18 protein-coding genes are annotated in these 20,001 nt (G+C 42.0%); 12 read left to right on the forward strand and 6 right to left on the reverse strand.

The annotated features are described in order from the left end of the window. Positions 1–72: 72 nt before the first annotated feature. Positions 73–1,152, forward strand: a complete 1,080-nt coding sequence (locus BCU75_RS07630) for a hybrid-cluster NAD(P)-dependent oxidoreductase (protein ID WP_102464984.1) — start codon at positions 73–75, stop codon at positions 1,150–1,152. Between the two features lie 264 nt (positions 1,153–1,416). On the opposite strand, the gene BCU75_RS07635 is transcribed toward BCU75_RS07630, so the two are convergent. After that, positions 1,417–2,853, reverse strand: a complete 1,437-nt coding sequence (locus BCU75_RS07635) for a glyceraldehyde-3-phosphate dehydrogenase (RefSeq protein WP_076676469.1) — start codon at positions 2,851–2,853, stop codon at positions 1,417–1,419. Between the two features lie 981 nt (positions 2,854–3,834). On the opposite strand from BCU75_RS07635, the gene BCU75_RS07640 reads away from it, so the two are divergent. Continuing rightward, positions 3,835–6,426, forward strand: a complete 2,592-nt coding sequence (locus BCU75_RS07640; RefSeq protein WP_102473424.1) for an ATP-binding protein — start codon at positions 3,835–3,837, stop codon at positions 6,424–6,426. 32 nt (positions 6,427–6,458) lie between these two features. On the opposite strand, the gene BCU75_RS07645 is transcribed toward BCU75_RS07640, so the two are convergent. From BCU75_RS07645 to BCU75_RS07655, 3 genes are all read right to left on the reverse strand, one after another. Beyond that, complete coding sequence (locus BCU75_RS07645) at positions 6,459–6,695, reverse strand: hypothetical protein (protein WP_076676474.1); 237 nt, start codon at positions 6,693–6,695, stop codon at positions 6,459–6,461. Positions 6,696–6,859: 164 nt separating this feature from the next. After that, positions 6,860–7,486 (reverse strand): D-Ala-D-Ala carboxypeptidase family metallohydrolase, encoded by a 627-nt coding sequence (locus BCU75_RS07650; protein ID WP_102473425.1) that lies wholly within the window; start codon positions 7,484–7,486, stop codon positions 6,860–6,862. 226 nt (positions 7,487–7,712) lie between these two features. Further along, the gene (locus tag BCU75_RS07655; RefSeq protein WP_004730049.1) at positions 7,713–8,027 is read right to left on the reverse strand and encodes a DUF496 family protein; all 315 of its coding nucleotides are present in this window, start codon (positions 8,025–8,027) and stop codon (positions 7,713–7,715) included. Between the two features lie 195 nt (positions 8,028–8,222). Between BCU75_RS07655 and BCU75_RS07660 the strand changes: the two genes are divergently transcribed. The 5 genes from BCU75_RS07660 to luxQ all read left to right on the forward strand — a co-directional run bounded on the left by BCU75_RS07660 (position 8,223) and on the right by luxQ (position 13,431). Beyond that, positions 8,223–8,423 (forward strand): hypothetical protein, encoded by a 201-nt coding sequence (locus BCU75_RS07660; protein ID WP_004730052.1) that lies wholly within the window; start codon positions 8,223–8,225, stop codon positions 8,421–8,423. A 63-nt stretch (positions 8,424–8,486) separates the two neighbouring features. Further along, positions 8,487–9,143, forward strand: a complete 657-nt coding sequence (locus BCU75_RS07665) for a YceH family protein (RefSeq protein ID WP_076676482.1) — start codon at positions 8,487–8,489, stop codon at positions 9,141–9,143. Next, positions 9,144–9,458 carry a GIY-YIG nuclease family protein gene (locus tag BCU75_RS07670; RefSeq protein WP_076676484.1) on the forward strand — a complete coding sequence of 105 codons (315 nt, stop codon included), beginning with the start codon at positions 9,144–9,146 and terminating at the stop codon, positions 9,456–9,458. Positions 9,459–9,766: 308 nt separating this feature from the next. Then, a complete protein-coding gene (locus BCU75_RS07675; RefSeq protein WP_102473426.1) occupies positions 9,767–10,861 on the forward strand; it encodes an autoinducer 2-binding periplasmic protein LuxP in 1,095 nt (364 codons plus the stop codon). After that, positions 10,861–13,431 carry a quorum-sensing autoinducer 2 sensor kinase/phosphatase LuxQ gene (gene luxQ, locus BCU75_RS07680; RefSeq protein ID WP_102473427.1) on the forward strand — a complete coding sequence of 857 codons (2,571 nt, stop codon included), beginning with the start codon at positions 10,861–10,863 and terminating at the stop codon, positions 13,429–13,431. Before BCU75_RS07675 ends, luxQ begins: the two co-directional genes overlap by 1 nt. A 61-nt stretch (positions 13,432–13,492) precedes the next feature. Here luxQ and BCU75_RS07685 read toward each other — a convergent pair whose 3' ends face one another. Further along, the gene (locus BCU75_RS07685; RefSeq protein WP_076678369.1) at positions 13,493–14,152 is read right to left on the reverse strand and encodes a PilZ domain-containing protein; all 660 of its coding nucleotides are present in this window, start codon (positions 14,150–14,152) and stop codon (positions 13,493–13,495) included. A gap of 195 nt (positions 14,153–14,347) precedes the next feature. Between BCU75_RS07685 and BCU75_RS07690 the strand changes: the two genes are divergently transcribed. Then, on the forward strand, positions 14,348–14,698 hold the full coding sequence (locus BCU75_RS07690) for a HopJ type III effector protein (protein ID WP_102473428.1): 351 nt from the start codon (positions 14,348–14,350) through the stop codon (positions 14,696–14,698). A gap of 116 nt (positions 14,699–14,814) precedes the next feature. Here BCU75_RS07690 and BCU75_RS07695 read toward each other — a convergent pair whose 3' ends face one another. After that, complete coding sequence (locus BCU75_RS07695) at positions 14,815–15,123, reverse strand: DUF1289 domain-containing protein (RefSeq protein ID WP_102473429.1); 309 nt, start codon at positions 15,121–15,123, stop codon at positions 14,815–14,817. A 160-nt stretch (positions 15,124–15,283) separates the two neighbouring features. Here BCU75_RS07695 and yegD point away from each other — a divergent pair, with 160 nt between their 5' ends. The 4 genes from yegD (at position 15,284) to BCU75_RS07715 (ending at position 19,948) form a co-directional block, all read left to right on the forward strand. Beyond that, positions 15,284–16,636, forward strand: a complete 1,353-nt coding sequence (gene yegD / locus BCU75_RS07700) for a molecular chaperone (protein ID WP_102473430.1) — start codon at positions 15,284–15,286, stop codon at positions 16,634–16,636. A gap of 492 nt (positions 16,637–17,128) precedes the next feature. After that, positions 17,129–18,172, forward strand: coding sequence for a porin (locus BCU75_RS07705; protein WP_102473431.1), 1,044 nt, complete (start codon positions 17,129–17,131; stop codon positions 18,170–18,172). Positions 18,173–18,512: 340 nt separating this feature from the next. Next, positions 18,513–19,145, forward strand: a complete 633-nt coding sequence (locus BCU75_RS07710) for a fumarylacetoacetate hydrolase family protein (protein ID WP_102465170.1) — start codon at positions 18,513–18,515, stop codon at positions 19,143–19,145. A 170-nt stretch (positions 19,146–19,315) separates the two neighbouring features. Beyond that, entirely contained in the window at positions 19,316–19,948 is a 633-nt protein-coding gene (locus BCU75_RS07715; RefSeq protein WP_102473432.1) for a LysE family translocator, read from the forward strand. Positions 19,949–20,001 lie beyond the last annotated feature (53 nt).

The raw sequence follows: 20,001 nt of genomic DNA on the forward strand, positions 1-20,001 counted from the left end.
ACAACGACGGGGCTTTTTAGATTTAAATCTTCAGTCATTTAATCATTTAGTCATTAGCAAGGTGCGTGAACTATGTATGCATGGTCGGATAGCGATTCAATTAATTTAGTATGTTTAAAGAAATGGCATGAGACGGCAGATACGGTCAGCTTTGAGCTAGGCAGTGTTCCACAAGACCTACATTTCAATTTTAAGCCAGGGCAATTCATCACTCTGGGTTTAGATATGCCGACGAAAACTGACTATCGTGCATACTCTGTTGCTTCTTGCCCGGAAGATAACCGCTTAAAGTTGACAGTGAAGCGTGTTGATGGCGGTTTAGTCTCCAACTTTATTGTCGATGAGCTTGATGAAGGCGATGAAGTTTCCGTGTTGAAGCCTGCTGGCGCGTTTAACTGTATTGACTGCATGCCGACAGCAACTAAAAAAGTGACGCTAGTGAGTGCAGGCTGTGGTATCACACCTGTTATGGCTATGGTGAAATATTGGTTGTCTCAAGACAGTGATATCGAAATTGATTTCGTTCATATGGCGCGCAATAAGCGTGAGACGATCTATTTTGAAGAGCTTCATCAGTTGGATGAAACCCACGCTAACTTCAACCTTAAGTTATTGCTAAAGGATAATGAAGGCACTCTGGCTCCTCAAGGTCGACTGGATAAGAATTGGTTGGTGACATTGAGCCCTGATATCTTAGACAGAACCGTTTACTTATGTGGCCCTGTTGGCTTTATGCAAGACATCGAAAGCTACCTGAAAGAACTTGAGTTCAATATGGACAATTTCTATCAAGAGAGCTTCACGCCAGCGGTTCAAAGCAATAATGCATTAGCCAATACCGATACTGCTTCAGATGAATCACAGGCAGAAGCGTCTGCGGATTCGGATAGTGCTGTTAAGGTGTTTGTGCCTGCATTTGGCGCTGAAGTTGAAGCAGAAGTTGGCACACCATTAGCTGATTCGTTAGAAAACGCAGGCGTTCCAATTATCATTGCTTGTCGTAGCGGTATTTGCGGTTCGTGTAAGTGCAAAGTAACCAAGGGTTCGGTGGAATCAAGCAGCCAAGAGACATTGACACCAGAACAGATTGAGCAGGGTTACGTACTCGCGTGTTCAAGCACGATTCAGTCAGATGTTGAAGTTGAGTTGTAGCAGATGTGAAGCGAGACTTTGTTAAAGCGACAAAGACGAAATCAACGCAATTGACATGAAAAGTTAGTGTAGCAGATGTAAAAAGGCCACTTAGATCCGATAGAGAGAGCAGATCTAAGTGGCAACCTTCCTGTTTATACGGGGGAGTAAAACAAGAAGGATTGCAAAGTCCATTACAGACTTCGCAGATATAATTATTATGTTGTGGAGCTGGTTACCTAAAACTGTTTATAGAATCTAAGCAATTTACTGGGTCTAAGCAATTTATACTTCAGGGTAAGTCTTGTAACGAACACCCATCATCTGTTCCATACAGTGAACAACCTGGCAGCTGTAGCCAAATTCATTGTCATACCAAATATAGAGAACAGCGCGGTTGTCTTGCGCGATAGTTGCAACACCGTCAACCACACCTGGGTGACGAGAACCCACTAAGTCCGTAGATACAATCTCAGTTGAATCGGTGTAATCAATTTGCGCAGATAAAGTCGAAGATAGCGCCATTTCACGCAGATATTCGTTCAACTCTTCTTTGGTTGTGCCTTTCTCAAGGTTTAGGTTTGCTACTGCCATTGATACGTTTGGCGTAGGTACGCGAATCGCATTACCTGTTAGCTTACCTTCCATTTCCGGCATCGCTTTTGATACCGCTTTAGCAGCACCAGTCGATGTTAGTACCATGTTCAATGACGCAGCACGGCCACGACGATCACCTGAGTGGAAGTTATCGATCAGGTTTTGATCATTGGTAAATGAGTGAACCGTTTCGATGTGACCCGATAGGACACCAAACTTGTCGTGAACCGCTTTTAATACTGGCGTAATCGCGTTTGTTGTACAGCTTGCTGCTGAAATGATCGTGTCTTCTGGTTGAATCACATTTTCATTCACACCAAATACAACGTTCTTGATGTCGCCTTTGCCAGGCGCAGTCAGTAGTACTTTCTTCGCACCGTTACACGCAACGTGTTGGCTTAGGCCTTCAGCGTCACGCCATACACCCGTGTTATCAACCACAAGAGCGTTTTCAATACCGTAAGTCGTGTAGTCCACTTCTTCAGGTTTGTTTGCGTAGATAACTTGAATGAAGTTACCGTTTACGATGATTGCTTTACGCTCTTGGTCTACAACGATGCTGCCGTTGAACTGGCCATGAACTGAGTCACGTCGCAGTAAGCTTGCACGCTTTTCTAAATCACCGTCTTTACCGCCACGTACTACAATTGCACGTAAACGTAGTGGGTAGCCTGGGCCACTTTTCTCGATTAATAGACGAGTCAGCAGTCGGCCAATACGACCAAAACCATACAAGACAACATCGCGAGGTTCTGTCATCGCATCGCCTTGAAGCGATTCAATGAGTGCAGTTTGTAGGAAATCATCCAACCCGTGTGTGTCTTCGCGATCTTGCCAGAATGAATGCGCAAGGCGACCAACATCGATACGACATGGAGACAAGTCCATAGAGAGAAGGTGTTGAATGATTGGTTGAGTCTGTTCTGCGGTCAGCGGGGAACCAGTGTAACGTTTTGCGATACGGTGAGCTTTGATGATGTCGATAGTTGTCGCGTTAACTAGGGTCTTACCGAAGAGGATAACTTCTACGCCTTTTTGACGGTATAACTGACCTAAAGTTGGAGCGATGGATTCAGCAATGGTTTGACTAGTTTGCCAGTCTAGGAGGTGCTTTTCGGGACTCATCTTTACTCGGGACCTTTCACGTTAAGTTTCTGCATTCATGGCGGTTGTAGGGAAGCCAATCAACATAGGGGATTTGAGGCATCAGGCTGCGGTCTATATTGCCACTTAAATGTGCTTGATATGCCTTGTGTGTAACTTGTAATTTTTATGTGGCAGGATTGTAAGGTACGACGGGTTATTCTGCTAGGAAAAATAAATGCAGATAAAATATCTGTGAATTGGCTTTATATTAGCTATAAATCAAGCTTAAAGTGTCGATAAAGACTATTGACTTTAACAATCTGTAGCACTTATTTTTCGCCAAAAAATACTCAAATCAAAATATAATATGTAATGAAAGTTATAGTGATCATTAAAGATGTGATCATTGACCCAAGTTACACGTAAACAGTAAACGATAAGTAAGGTAATCAACGCCTTTTCTTGTTCGACCTTTGAATAAGACGAATTCGAGTGCGAAAAGTGCATGACGCAAACGATTAGATCTCACAAATTTCACTTAACTTTGGTGTTTGTTGGTTTATAGAGTTATTACTCACAGCCTTGTGGCGCCGAGATACGTAGTCGTTTGCTTAATATACGAGTGATAATAACTGGATAAAACTTGCTTTGTTAAACTTCACTTGTTCGTACCTCGTTTGCATACAACTCTCTCACCTATACATCCTCCTGTTTAAATATCTTGTGTTTAGATCTCGCTTGTTTAAAGCACACTTGTTTGCAGCATATATGTTTAAGTGCATCTGTTTGAATAGCAGCTCTCCTTTAAAGCCTAAGTATTAAGGCTGATTGATCATAATTTTCCGTTATGGGCTCAGAGTATCGTTTGTTCATATCCAATTTGATCAATAAGTCCTGTTAATGTCCTATTCTTAACTTGGGCTAGGTAAAATTACTTTCGGGAAGGGAGTCGTTATAAAAATGATAAATATGTCAATTAGATGGCGTCTTATATTTCTTTCCACGGTTTCTGTATTCATCATGTTTGGTTTTACAGTCAATGAAGTGCTCAAGAATGATACGAAGATGAATCACCTTGAAACAACACGTATTAAGATTGAAGCGCTTCAATCTTTTAATACAGTTTCAAGTAATGCTTATCGATGGTTGGTTCTGTCTGATGATTCTTCAGAGAAAGATCTGCTGCTTTTAAAGTTGCAAACTGATTTGGCTAGACTCGCTCAGTACGAGAAACAGCTTCAACGGTTCGACAGCAATTGGACTGTTGAACCACAGTTGATTGAGCTTAAGAGTGTGTTAGCGGAACTCGCTAGCGTAACCTCTAGTATCAACAGCGATACATTACAGGTTACTGGCAACAACACGCAGTTGACAGAGCATGCCTTCGCCTTGTTAAAAAACGTGTTAATGGAGCTATCTGAATATCGCATTAACATCGTGGATGAAAAGATCAGTCAAGCTGACGCGATGTTTATCAATCTTACTCACTACGTGTTCTGGACTCAGCGAGAAGCTTGGTTGAGTTACCGTTTGTATCGTTCTCCAGAGCTGATAGATCAATATTTATTGAGTTATGTTGGTGCTTTAGAACGGCAGCAACAGTTATTAGATACGTTTTTCCGATCAGGAAGCCGCTCGCCTCAAATTAGAAAGCTGTTAAGTACTTTTTCTAACGATGAATTTCAAAACCGTTTTACAGCTAGAATCCTCAAAGGTGACTTCTCGTCGCCTGAAATATATGAACATGTGGAAGGTTTAGAGCGAAAGAAGTTAGCGATCTCCAAGGCAGTGAGTGCTTACACTAAGCAGTTGCAGTTTGATTTGACCAAAAATATAGCGCTGCAAAAAAGGCAAACCTTGGTTATGACATTGCTTATTCTTGTCGTTTCAGGTGTGTTGTTATGGCTTGGTGTTGCGACGTCTCTTCGCTTAAATAAAAACTTATCATTGATACTCAAAGGGGTATCTGATTGTGCTGACAGTGATGGAAAGCCTACAGCTATCCAAATTTCAGGGAACGATGAGCTTGCTGAATTCACTCAAACTCTAAACCGAGTAATGGAACGTAATTATCATCACAACAAAGAACTGATAACCGCAAAAGAAGATGCGGTTTCAGCCAATAAGGCCAAAAGTGCATTTTTAGCGAATATGTCCCATGAGATTCGCACGCCACTCAACGGGATTATCGGCATGGCAGAGATCTTATCTCAAAGCCAATTGAGCGCGAATCAGCAAGAAGTGTTAGGAGATATAGAATCGTCTTCTCACTCGCTGCTGGTTCTGCTCAATGACATTCTTGACCTGTCCAAAATCGAGTCGGGCAACTTAATGTTATCGCCACACAATGCCGATCTACGAGAAGCTGTGTATGACTCTGTGAGTGTGATTTTATCCAAAGCAATAAGTAAAGATATCGAACTCGACATTAATATTGACTCCCAAACCCCACCGCAGCTGTTCTTCGATGAGTACCGCGTGAGACAAGTGCTAACTAATTTGTTGTCTAACTCCATCAAGTTCACGTCAAAGGGCACTATTACGACGGACATTGCATACACACCTATGTCTTTGGGTAGAGGCAAGCTGGAATGCAGTGTGTCTGATACCGGGATTGGGATTGAGCCAGAGAAGCTAGAGTCCATATTTGAACCTTTCACTCAAGAAGACGGCAGTATCACTCGTCAATTTGGCGGTACTGGTTTAGGGCTTGCGATCTGTCGCCAGCTTGTGGACTTGATGGGCGGATACATTACCGCGCGCTCGGTGAAAGGAGAGGGATCTACATTCACTTTTTGTTTGTATGTCGATGTTGTAGAAGCGCCTGTTCAAACTTTCGATAATCTGAGCCGAGCGACCATCATCTCGAACTCTTTTAATTACCTCGATCAGCTGGTTAAAGAGTGTGAGCGTTTGAATGTTCGAGCCAATGTTGTGTCATCCATTTCGGATCTTGACGAAAGCCTGAAAGAAAGTGACTTCATACTTTATTGTCATACGCTGCATCACTCCATGGATAAAGATCTTGCGACGCTGAAGGCGTTATACCCTTTGGCTCGCGTCATCGTGTGTCAGCATCATCTCTTTAAAACCAATCTAATCACAGAAACGGTTCACTCAACTCATACATTGCCATTCTTGGGTCGACGTTTCTTAAATAGCTTACAATCGCTTGATGTCGGTGAAGAACAAGCGCCGGCGGTGGAAGCAAAAGATGAAGAGGTTCGCTCTCTGAATCGACGTATTCTGATTGTTGAAGACAACCTGATGAATCAGAAAATTGCGAGCTTCTTCCTTGAGCAAGCGGGTTACGAATATTTGATTGCCAGTAATGGCCAAGAAGCGGTGGATGTGATCACTCAAGGCGCTCAGTTTGATGCCATCTTAATGGACTGCATGATGCCTGTTATGGATGGTATAACGGCGACTCGTGCGATTCGACAGTGGGAGATTGACCAACAAGCTGCGCCATTACCTATCATTGCTTTAACTGCCAGTGTGCTGGAAGAAGACATCAAAGATTGCTTTGAAGCGGGCATGAATGCCTATCTGCCGAAACCTTATAAATCCCACCAATTGTATGACCTTTTCAGTAGCCTTGATATTGTCTAACTGGCTCATTATCAAGGCTAGCACTGTGCGATTTAGCGAACTTCTAACCCAAGGTTGTATTGCGCAAGGCAGCGACCGACATAACTAATCTTTAGTAATGCAGCCACTAAGATCGTGCTGATGTGTGCGACAATTTGAATTGGAAGTGAAAAGTGATCGGCCATCGGATAAGCAACAATAATACTGAGTAGCATAAGCAAGGCGGTGATCGCTAGAGTGAAATTTGATACAGAAAGTAGAGTTTGGAAGCGTTGAGTCATCGTCTTCATATTGAATTCCTAATTGCTATTAATAATTATGATACTTGTTATCAATAGCAATTAGCGTTCCACTTACATTTTCTCATAAAATCATAAGCTTAAAATTAAACTGATGACCTTGTTGGTCATAATGACTCGGCCTAATTGTGTGTCTTTATGACTTTATTGTGTTTTTACCACTGTCTAAACCCACAAGTATCGATATGGAATCGAACACCAGAATACAAACCCAACCCAACGTTGTTTTTTTGCCCAAATTCTGCATGAATCTTTTTAAGTTTTACGTGTAGATCTTTGCGAGTAATATCATTCGCAGGAACTAAGTCTAAGGCGCAGAATTCCAAGTGTTTACTTCGCAGTGCGCCGCCAGCTTGTTGATTATAGATATTGGTTCGCTCTCCTGACACAGGGATAACGACGCCAATTTCAGGCTCAATATATTGTTGTATGTACCTTAGGGTATTGACCATGCTTGGCACATGTTTCTTATTGGGAAGGGTAAACAGAGTCGTATTACTCATTGCCCAATCCGTGCCTTGCAACAAGACTAAATGTAGAGGCATGCTCTGTGTGATGCCGTTATCGTTGAGTTGTTGACCTATTGCTTTGACTTGATCTTGGGCGTGGTTAAGGAGCATCCAACCTCGAAATGCTGATCGGGTCGGAACCTTGTAGCCATGAACATCGACCACGAGATCGTCATAAGTGATTTCGGTTTCTTCGGTATAAAGTTTCTCAAATTTTTCAGGGTAAGGTTGTGTCGTTGATAACGCCAAGGTAATCAGAATGCTTCCGTACATAAAGTCTCTCCATCGCTAGTGTACACTCGTTATTTAGCTTGATACTGCTGTTGAGTTTCATTCATTTTGCTTAGGTACGCTTAAGTCTAGACGATTAGGTTTAAATGCTTAGGTCTAGATACTTAGGTTTAGATGCTTAAGTATAGACACTGGAGTTTAGGTACAAAAAAACCCACTTCAAAGAGTGGGCTACTAACATTGTTGCAAGTAAATTCGCTAGGTTAGATTACTTCTTACCTTGAGTTTGCTTGTCTTCTTCTGTTAGTTCACGAATGCGGCGGCTGATGTCGCGACGAGCTTTAGAGATCTCTGCACTCTTGATGATGTGATCATCAACGCGGTCTTCGTAGTCAGCTTTCATGTTTTTGATAATGCCTAGGATCTCGTCGTGAGTCATCTCTGGCTTGATGTAATCAAGTAGGTTATCAAGAAGGTCAACACGCTTGCGGTTGTCGCGAACTTTCTTTTCGTTGTCTAAAAGTTCACGCTTAAGTTTGTTCTTACGTCGTGCTTGGTTAACAATTTCAAATACGCTGCTCATAGATTCCTTTTCCTAATCGTCAAATACGTTGTCTGGTTCTGATTAAAGCACATCAGTTACTGTTGTAACAGTCTTTAGATCAAAGCAAAAGTAAGGTTGTATAATTATTCGGCACTCTCGCTCAAGTGCGATTGTTTTTATCTCACTGTTCAAGTTAGTATCCAGTATAGACACGGCATTGATACGAAATGTGAAATGAATCAACAACAATTGGAAACAGAAGATTTGGGCGACGATGTCACTGAACCTTCGGCAGAGCAAAACAAGCTTCGTGATGCGTATGTACAAGAACGTACTTATTTGGAAGTCGTGGAAATAGAGCTAAACCGTTCTAAGATCATAATGATTGATGAACAGGGCAGAAAGAAACGAGTACCGATTTTGTCTGAGCATTAGCCATTACTGGCTGCATTGTTAAATGTTGAGATGGAATTATCAAAATAATAAAAAGGAAAAACGATGAACACAGTACTTTCCCCAATTGAAGCGAGAATTATCGGTTGCTTGATCGAGAAAGAAGTCACTACTCCTGATCATTATCCGTTGACGTTAAACAGCTTAACGACTGCATGTAACCAAAAGAGTAACCGTGAACCAGTTCTCTCTTTGTCTGAGTCGGACGTTTTAGATGCGGTTGATGGTTTGATAGCTCGTCGTATGGTGAGTGATGAGAGCAGCTTCAATAGCCGTGTTAATAAGTATCAGCATCGTTTCTGCAATACTGAATTTGGTGATTTGCAATTTACAGAACAAGAACGTGCAATCATCTGCTGTATGCTGCTTCGTGGTGCGCAAACGCCTGGCGAACTGCGCACTCGTACCGGTCGTCTTGCTAATTTTAGTGATGTGAAAGAGGTTGAATCGACACTCGATAAATTAGCCGTAAGAGAAGCGGGCGCTTTAGTCGTAAAGTTACCACGTGAAGCGGGTAAACGTGAATCACGCTATCAACACTTATTGAGTGGTGAAGTGGATGTTGAAGCGTTTGCGACGTTATCGGTAAGTGCGGCTGCACCCTCTGCGACAAGCGAAAAATTGGAAGAGCTTGAGTCAGAGGTTGCAAGCTTGCGAGCTGAAGTCGCAGAGCTAAAAGAATTGGTTGAATCACTACTTTAGATGACGTCTTCTAATAAAAACGCGGATTGGGTCGTATATCTAATCCGCAATAAAAACAACGCACTTTATTGCGGTATCACCAATAATTTGGATCGTCGATTTGAACAACATCAAACGGGTAAAGGCGCCAAAGCCTTAAAAGGTAAAGGCCCGCTTAAGCTAGTTTGGAGTTTTGGTGTTGGGTCCAAAAGTGAGGCGTTGAAAATCGAATACGCGATCAAACAATTACCAAAGTCTCGCAAAGAAAAACTGGTATCACTCAAACTAATTATTGAGTGGCAACAAGACAAAATTCAATATATCGAAGTCTCATAATTCATAGCTAAAACGTTTGTTATTGATTAAATCTTAATAATGTAAAATCTGACATTGATTCATTCTAAGTTATTGATTATATATGTTAATTTTTTCTTATTTTGATGGCCTTATATCATCATCTAATTCGTTATTCTTAACCTCTATTCCAAATTAACAGATCGCTCATTTAGAATGTCGTTCTAATTAGTGCTAGGCGCTATCATTTATCATCGTTGTCCTACATAATATCTTTGAGCCATACAAAGAGATGGTGTCATGCTAGGTTAAAAAATGAGCCAAAGTAGCTCATATAAAACGAGAAAAATATGAAACGTTTACTGATGTTGTTTGGACTTGCCGTATTTTCTGCATCCGCTCTATCCCATGGTACTCATGTCCTCAATGGGTACTGGGAATACCAAGATTATCTTTCCAGTTTTCCAGAGCAAAAAGCATTGACCGACAAAATGGTCGAAGCTGTGCAAAATCACCCCGTGCCATTGAGAAGAATTCAAGACAAGCCGATCACGATTTCGGTGGTGTATCCGGGTCAACAGATCTCTGACTACTGGGTTCGCAATATTCAAGCTTTTGAGAAACGTCTCGATAAGCTGAAAATTCGCTACCAAATAAATCAGGTATTTACTCGGGTCAATGCTGATTTATCTCAAACGAGTATCTCATTGCAAGAAGCGATTGAGAACAAAACGGATTACTTGATTTTCACATTAGACACCACGCGACACCGCAAGTTTATTGAGCACGTGTTGAGCTCTACTGACACCAAACTGATTCTGCAGAACATCACAACCCCAGTACGTGCTTGGGCTGATAGACAGCCGTTCATGTATGTGGGTTTTGATCATGCGACAGGTAGTTTAAAATTAGCGGATTACTTTAAAAAAGTGAGCAAACCAGACAGCAAATATTCTGTTTTATATTACTCCCAAGGCTACATCAGTGATGCTCGTGGAGATACCTTTATCCATGATGTGAACACTGACACAAACTTTGCCCTTAAATCTTCGTTTTACACGAAATCAGATAAAAAGAGTGGTTACCAAGCGGCTAAAATCAGCATAGCGAACGATAAGGATCTAGACTTTATTTATGCATGTGCAACCGATGTCGCTCTGGGCGCTGCAGAAGCCATTCGTGAATCTGGGCGAGATATTTTAGTTAATGGCTGGGGAGGCGGATCCGCTGAACTTGAAGCCATTGCAAGAGGCGATTTAGATGTGACAGTCATGCGTATGAATGACGATACTGGTATCGCGATGGCAGAAGCGATCAAATGGGATTTAGACGGGTTGAAAGTTCCTACCGTTTACTCTGGCGAATTTGAAGTAGTGACCAAACAAGATTCACCAGAACGTATTTCAGAACTTAAGCAGCGAGCATTTAGGTACTCAGGTCAATAATGAAGAAAAGCTACGCCAGTACACCCAGGAACACCTTAGCTAAACTCATTACGCGTATCATTATTTTAGTGATAGGCTTGATGGCACTTGGCGTACTTATTCATAATTATGAAACTAGCAGTAATATCGTAAAGCAAGAGACGAATCGAACGGTCCAGCAAACCTCTAGCTTGATCCAAAATATGTTTGATTACCGTTTGTCTGTGCTGCAAATTCATCAAGACAGTAGCTCACACAGCGAAACTCTAAGAGAGTATTTTGATACCCGCAATGAAGAAGCTCTGAGTTATTTTTTTTTCGGTGTTGATCAAAGAGAGCCGGATCATGCGCCGGATCTTCGGTTTGTTTCTACTCATGACGGTTTGGCATGGGAAGATGGCAATGGCCAGTTTTATGGTTTGGATGAGTCCAACTTTAAACATATCTCTGATGAGGTTTCATTCAGTAGTAACTGGCATTTCATTAAAGTAATAACAACTATTGGTAAACGTCATTTGTTGGCTCGTCGGACTCCTATTGTGGATAACAAAACAGGGGAAGTTCTTGGTCAGCTCTATATCGCGATCGTACTTGATAACAACTTCTCTCTGGCTGAGTCTATTCAGAAGGGCAGTAATTGCGAAAATATCGTTATTGAAGCGCACGGTACACCGGTTACGTCGACATTCAGTGGCGATGAAAGTTACACAATAACGAATATCCTCAACTACAAAATGTACGAGCAACTACCTCGTCATTTCGTCACCATCGCAACCATTAAGATCAATGCCGTTGAAACGCCTCTCACCATTCGAGCTGTCCAAAAGAACACTAATTTCATTGCATTAGAAGAGAACTATGAGCGTGCGATCATTGTTGTGATTGTGGTGATCATATTGATGTCTTTCTTTGCGCGAGCTTGGATTCAAAGAAAAGTGGCTGCTGAACTTGATAAATTGATGGACTTTACTCGCTCAGCCAGTGACGGGGAAGAGTACAATAAGTTCGATGGCTCCAGCATTTTCGAGTTTCATCATATTGGTTGCACCCTTGAGGATACGTTTGAACGTTTGTCTGAACAGAACCAAAAGTTCCAAGATCTCTTTAACTTTGCTCATTCACCTATTTTGGTTTGGTCTGAAAAAGGTGACTTAATTCAAATGAACCCCGCTGCTCGTATGGCGCTTTTTGACGCCGATGACACTTACGGTTCGGTGGCTCAAGAGTTTGAGCATCGTATGCTGCCCAATATTCAGATGGTGGTTCAAGGTTCTAAACTGACGGGCATTAATGTGCCAATTGGTGAGAAGGTGTTTCGTTGGAACATGTCTGCAATTCGCGTTGAACATGGTATTACGGGAGTTGTGGTTCAAGGGCAAGATATCACTAAGCTGATAGAAGCAGAGAGACAGGCCGATCGAGCAAGAGAAGAAGCTGAACACCTTGCGAATGTGCGGGCTGATTTCCTAGCTAAGATGAGCCATGAGATTCGTACACCGCTTAACGGTATTCTTGGTGTTTCTCAGTTGCTGAAGCGCTCTATACACAGTGACGATAATCGTGAACAGGTGGATGTGCTTTGTAATAGTGCGGAACACTTACTGGCGGTACTTAACGATATCTTGGACTTCTCAAAAATAGAGCAGGGGCAGTTCAATATTCAAAAGAAAGACTTCCGTTTGGGGGAGTTAGTTAATACCTTAGATAGTATCTATCGTCCACTCTGCGGAGATAAATCGATCACGTTTACTATTGTCAATCACTTGGCTGATGACATTGAAATAAACACCGACCAAGTGCGCCTGAATCAAATCATGTTTAATCTGGTGAGCAATGCTCTAAAGTTCACTCACCAAGGCGGTATTTCCGTTAGCTTTGAACTCGAAAGTATCTTTAACTCAGACCACGCCAGTTTGATCGTTCGAGTGAAAGATACTGGTATTGGTATTGATGAAAGTAAGATTGATGCTGTATTTGAACCCTTTGTTCAAGCCGAGGAGACCACAACTCGTGAATATGGTGGGACAGGGCTAGGCTTAACGATTGTAAAAAATCTTGTCGATATGTTGGAAGGAGATATTCAAGTCCGCAGCGAGATAAACCAAGGTTCGGAGTTCATTATAGAGATTCCAGTTGAAGTGCACTCTAAATCGCAGCAGGACTTGAAGCTACAGACGGATATCGAACCAGAGGCGCTGTTTAGTCGATCTTTGAACGTATTGCTGGTGGAAGACAATCACACCAATGCTTTTATTGCACAGGCTTTCTGCAAGAAATATGGCATGGTGGTGACATGGGCAAAAGACGGTTTAGATGCGATAGAAATGGCCAAGGCAACAGACTATGACCTTATCTTGATGGACAACCAACTTCCCAATCTTGGTGGTGTTGAAACCACCCAGCAACTCAGGGATGATATTGGTATCACAGCCCCGATTTATGCGTGCACAGCTGATGCTCAAGCGTCGACAAGAGACAGTTTTATGGCTGCTGGGGCGAATTATGTGATTGTGAAACCCATTAAAGAACAGTCACTACATCAAGCATTTGTCCATTTCAAAAACTCATATTGGGATGTAACGAACCACTGATCTAAATCTTTGAAAGTATTGCAGAACAAGTATTGTGAATAAACTTTACCTGAACTCGTATTTATACAAAGCCAGCAACAAATGCTTGCTCCAACAGCAGCGTTTTTAACTCGTCACTCATATCTAAGTGTTCAGGGAACTGAATGCCTAGTAGCCAACCTTGGCCATGTCTTTTTTTGCTTACCACGTTGTAGGCCTGTTCGTTATCTAAGTGCTCACTTAAAACAGAGTTTACTTGTATCTTCCAACCGACATCGATATCCGATTGTTGCGTAATATAGACACCGCAACCCGAAACAGAAAAATCGACCAGAGTGGCATCTAATGACAAAGTATCAAAGGTAACTTCACAGCTGAGTCGTACCTTATATCTTTCGTGCTCACGGATAGGCTTAGTCGCAAAGCTTGAAGGCGGACGAAGGAAAATAAGGTGCGCAGGTGAGGTGATATGAGCCAGTACATTGGTTTTAAACGCGACAATGTGCCCAAGTTCGGTGTCGGTGATGGCACGAACAATAATATCCACGTTGATGAGTTTTCTGAGCGTCAGAGCTTCTGTCGCTTTTTGTGAAAGCTCAAGGATAAGATACTGTTCTTCTTTATGGCCGATATAAAGTGTACTGATCGGGATCGAGTCATCTGGGCCAAATTCCAATACACCTGCTGTTTTTGTACCTGGTTTAAGGTATCTGAACAGTTCTAAGTTTTTATCTTTATGCATATTCGTTACTGAACAATGTTAATCGTCTGATAAAATAATATAACGTCCTGATAAGACTATGTCATTAGTTTCATTGAAGTAATTATCATGATAAACCCAAAAAAGTGAATCGTTGTTCCAAGTAAACAACGGCTTACTCTTACAGAAAAACAAGATACACTGTTGTCAGATATGTACTTGATGGAGAAATAGTAAATGGAACTGGAAACCTTATTAAATACTCTGGCTGAAACCCCAGAAGGCGTGCAATTTGAAGATACAATGCAAGTGATCGAAGCTCACTATGTTTTTACGGAGAGTGAATTTCGCAATGGTGATGTAGTGAATGAAGTCGGGCAGAATAATGGTTCGTGTAAGATTTTTGCTTTTGGTTTAGAGCAAGGCTTATCAGCGGAACAAACTCTTGCTTGCTTTGGCCAGTTTTATCGTAACGATGTATTAGGTTTTCCAGAGAACACCGACCATCAAAATATTCGTAACTTCATGGTTCATGGTTGGAGCGGTATACAGTTTTCTCAGCCTTCGCTGGTTGCAAAAACGAAGTAGACACTAACCAAGTAAATCTCAGTATTTTGAAGCGAGAAAATAACCTCTCGCTTTTTTGTATATGTTGAACCGGTACGTAACCTGCTAAATAGGTTCTAAACTACCGAACAGGTAACCTACTGAATAGGCAGTTCAGACAAGCATTTTCTACACATACAAATACCTGCTTTTGGAATGCTACCGGTATCACGCTTCTCTAACTCGAAGCACCAACACGTTTCTTTTCCCGCGCTGATATCGCATTGTGCAGGCTCACTGCACTGTGGACATTGATGAGTTGAATTAATGCCACTCAGGTTGTTCATCACCGATTCTCGTTTGTCTTCAGATAAGTATTTCCAGCCTATAATTTCATCCATTGTTCGATGGCAGCCACTGCATATACCACCATTATTTTTACAAGCCGCTCGGCAAGGTGTTTTCATTTATCTGACCCGTGATTCATTTGTGCTGAAATGTAGCATATTTGTTTCCCTTTGCAGAGCCCTGTAAAACTAGAAATGACCCAGTAAAATCAACAAATGACCTCGTAATTTTTAGAGTTTTCATGTAGCATCTCGCCCCTTTTGTTGAGTGGGGGATACTATGTTTATTGGATTTGATTATGGAACAGCGAACTGTTCTGTTGCAGCGATGGTTAATGGAGAGCCAAGCCTGTTACCACTAGAAGGTAACAACCATTATATTCCCTCAACCGTTTTTGCTCCTACTCGTGAAAGCGTTTCTGAGCATCTCTTTCGCCATTTGAATATCAAACCGAGTGATGCGATCGGTGAGCAAGTGTTACGACGTGCGATTGCGCTGAATCGAGAAGAGAGTATCGATTTGGTACCAGAAGATATGGCATTTGGTCAGGCAGCGTTGGATCTTTATTTGGAAGACCCTCGCGACGTTTATTACGTTAAGTCTCCTAAGTCTTTTCTTGGCGCAAGTGGGTTGCATGATGTTCAGATGAGTTTCTTCGAAGATTTGGTGTGCGCCATGATGGCCAATATTAAACGCCAAGCCGAACTATCGACTCAAGAGCAGATCCAACAAGCCGTTATCGGCCGACCAATTAACTTTCATGGCCGAGGTGGTCAAGAAGCAAACAGACAAGCTGAAGATATACTCTCACGCGCTGCTAAGCGTGCCGGCTTCCTTGATATCGCTTTTCAATTTGAACCCGTCGCAGCAGGTCTTGATTACGAAAGTACCCTGACTGAAAACCAAACGGTATTGGTTGTGGATATTGGCGGTGGTACTACCGATTGCTCATTATTAGAAATGGGACCAACCTGGTCTGGTAAAGCGGACCGCACCCAGAGCTTGTTGGCACACAGTGGACAAAGGGTAGGGGGGAATGATCTTGATATTTACCTTGCCTTTAAACAACTGATGTCACCTTTCGGTATGGGCAGCAAAGGCATTTCAGGTATTGATATGCCACTGACTCAATTCTGGAATCCAATCGCGATCAATAATGTCGAAGCTCAAAAGAACTTCTATTCTCGCGAAAATCTAGCAGCCTTGAAGTTGCTTCGTAAAGAAGCTTCAGATCCTCAAAAGCTAGACCGTTTGATGAAGGTTTATCACGATACTTTAGGTTACGGCATTGTACGCAGAGCTGAAGAAGCCAAGATTGCATTAGCAGAATCATCTCTATATCGAGCAGCGATTAATGTGGCTTCTGAATTGATCGAAGTGGACATTTCCGTTGGGCAGATGGTTGAAGCTATTGAATCGCCAAAGTCTAAGATGATTGAGTTGGTTAAAGAAGCCATTCAACAAGGCCAGAAAAAGCCGGATGTAATTTACATGACAGGTGGTTCAGCCCGTTCGCCGATACTTCGTGAAGCAGTGCAGCAAGCCGTACCAAATGTACCGATCGTAAGTGGTAACTACTTCGGTTCAGTAACCTCTGGTTTAGCTCGTTGGGCCGAGGTTTGCTTCAAATAAGAATTTAATACTGTGTTATTAAGGGCAACCAGTCGCTGATTGGTTGCCCTTTTTTGTATTTACTCTATTGAACTTTCAATTGAGCAATTTCTCCTAGCTCAAATCGGGAATTGTTTCACAAAGCTAAATATTTCAACTGGGTTCTGCATGTTACAAGATGTTTCAGAGTTGAAGGTTCGCCTCTCTATGGTCTGATGAGTCAATTTTGAAATGGATTTTTAATGCTTTTTTAGTGACTAAAAAATCAAAAAAGATCGAGGTTTTTGTCTCAATAAATAAAAAAGCCCATCGGTAAACCTCTATTTAATTTATTGTTTTAAAAGGATTTTTTGTTTTTTATAGCGTGATTTTTTTAAATTTTATATATTTTAATGCAACTTTTTTGTCATTCGTATATTAGTGTTTGCCTACTTGTTAAATGCAGGTAACAACTTCTCCGTAAGCACGAGGTTGTTAGTGAATAACTCACCCAGTTACATAATGGATATGACAATGAATAAGAAACTTTTAGCGCTAGCAATTTCTGGTGCAGTATTTGGTACACAGGCAGTTGCTGTAGAACTTTACAACGAAGACGGCACAACATTCTCAGTTGGCGGGCACGTTTCAGTTGCAGTTGGCGATGTAAACAGTGATGACCGCCTTAACAGCGATGACATCGGTGTTGAGTCTGTATCTCCACGTATTAACTTCGGTGCAACTCATGAGCTAGGCAACGGCTTCACTGCTGACGCTAAAGGTGAATGGGCGCTAAACATGCTTGACGGTGGTGATGAGTCATTCACAACTCGTCTTGGTTACGTTGGTCTTTCTCATGATGACTACGGCCGCGCTGCAGTGGGTACTCAATGGGCACCTTACTACAACGTTGCTGGTGTTGCTGATATGCCAATCGCATTCGCAAACGACTTCATCTACGAAGATCACGGTAACCTAGGTACTGGTCGTGGTGAAGAGATGGTGAGCTACGGTAACGCTATCGATTTCGGTGACGCTGGTTCTCTAAGCGCTGCTGTTGCATGGCAAGGTCGTAAAGCTGACGGTGCAAATGAATACGGTAACCGTGGTCAAATTGCTTTGAACTACGCTATTGCTGACGTTACTGCAAACTACGCTTACAATACTGGTGATGTTAAGTACTCAGGTATTACGGGTTCTAAAACAGCTGATTCACACGTACTAAGTGCAACTTATGGTTCATATGGCGCTGAAGGTCTTTACCTTGCTGGTGTTTACGCAATGAACGGTTACATGAACTCATACAAAGGTGATGTTCTTGAAGAGACAGTTGCGATTGAATTGCTAGCTTCTTACGCTCTTTCTAACAGCCTTAACCTAAGCGTTAACTACGAAGCAGTCGAAGATGATAAGAAGAGCGAGACTGTGTACAGCACAACTGCTTTACAAGCTGAATACAACTTCACGTCTCAGTTCGTAGGCTTTGCTGGTTACCAATTTGATCTACAAGGTTCTGGTTCTACTTACAAAGAAAAAGCTGATGACCAGTGGCTACTTGGTGCTCGTTACTACCTATAAGTCGCAAACTAATTTAGCATAGTGTTTACTCCTTAAGTTTACCTTTTAGGATACTGTCCTAGACACCATGCTAAGCCCTCTCAAGCCTTTTGGTTAGAGAGGGCTTTTTTCGTTTTAATGCTCTTCAAATCTAACTGTCTCTTTTAGTTTCATTTTCTCTAATTTATGCAAGCTTATGACTCTACTTCTAGTGGAGCGATCGAGATACTCACTTAAAAGTATTCAAATCATCGAATTGAGCTAAAGATCAGAATTTAGAGATCGGTAACCTTCTTGTCGAAGATTCTCTCATTATGTTGCGGTAAACTTTGCACTCCAAAAAATAGTGCAGGGACAAACTATGAGCAGCGTTGTAGATCAGGAACAATTGATGAATTCAAAACGAACAGCAACACCGACCAAAGTGCTGTGTGTTGGGCGTAACTATGTTGATCATATTGAAGAACTCAACAATGCTATCCCTGACTCGATGGTGGTTTTTAACAAACCGAATACCAGCGTTACTTCTACCTTAAGTTCTTTTCATCAAGAAGCTCTGCACTACGAAGCTGAAATCTGTTTCATCGTTGAAAAAGGTGAATTTTCGGCGGTGGGGTTAGGGTTAGATCTGACCAAACGTGAGCTTCAAAGTAACTTGAAAGCGAAAGGCTTACCTTGGGAGCGCGCCAAAGCGTTTGATGGTTCGGCTGTGTTTAGTCGTTTTGTTCCAACCGATAACTTAGACCTTACAGACTTGAATCTAGAACTGTTTATTAACTGTGTTCGCGTTCAAAAAGGACACGTTGAACAGATGCTATATTCCCCGCAAACTATCCTCGAAGAACTGTCCTCTTACACGACACTGCTCGACGGTGATGTGGTCATGACAGGCACTCCTAAAGGCGTTGGAGAAGTACACCGCGGTGATATCTTCCTTGGTCGCCTTAAGTGTGGAGAAACCACATTGATTGAGATCGAATGGGTAGCGAGTTAATCATATTGTTTTTTTTAGTTAATCATATTTATTTTTAGTTAATAACTTGGCTTTATTGACTGGTACTGGTTGTTAGTTCGAACATTTAATCATCAAATAGCTGATTGTATCTGGAAGGGTATTTGTAATTGATATAAAATCCGGCTCCGTTTTTATCAATACTGAAACCCATGATCGACTTAACCATCTTACCTGTTTACTTGACTGCCGTTGTTGCACTTCTCCTTTTACCTGGTCCTGATATGTTACTCATCGCGAGCTCAAGTATGAGCTATGGCCGCAAGGTCGGTGTGTTTGCGAGCTTAGGGAATGCGACTTCTGGAATCATCCTGACAGTATTAGCAGCAATGGGTGTTTCAGCGTTGATTGCGATGAGCCCGATTGCTCTAAAAGCCCTTCATCTATTAGGTGGCACTTACTTATTAAAGATGGGGTGGGATTGTCTTCGAACAGAGCAGGGCGACGCGCCTGAGTTAAGCGATAATCGTGCTGCAAAAGCCTACTACCAACGAGCACTTATTAGTAACCTGCTCAATCCTAAAGCGTTGGTTTTCTTCGTGATGTTCTTACCGCAGTTTGTGTCGACGAATATTGAAGCGACTTCGGGTGAGCAGATGCTCGTTCTGGGTTTACTGCTGAATGTGCTAGGTTTGACGTTCAACTTTTTGCTTGTGACGTTAGTGGGTACGATTGGTAAATCTTTGGTAGAAAATGCTAAATTTCGCACTTATCAGCAGAAAGTGATGGGCGGAGTTTTTATCGTGTTGGCGGTGTGGATGCTGTCTTCTTTCGTTACCTCGTAGACTGTAACTCAAACAGTTTGTCGGGGTTAGCCGCCGATACAAAAATGGACGCT

The sequence above is a fragment of the Vibrio splendidus genome, assembly GCF_002873455.1.
GTDB classification, from domain to species: Bacteria; Pseudomonadota; Gammaproteobacteria; order Enterobacterales; family Vibrionaceae; genus Vibrio; species Vibrio splendidus_J.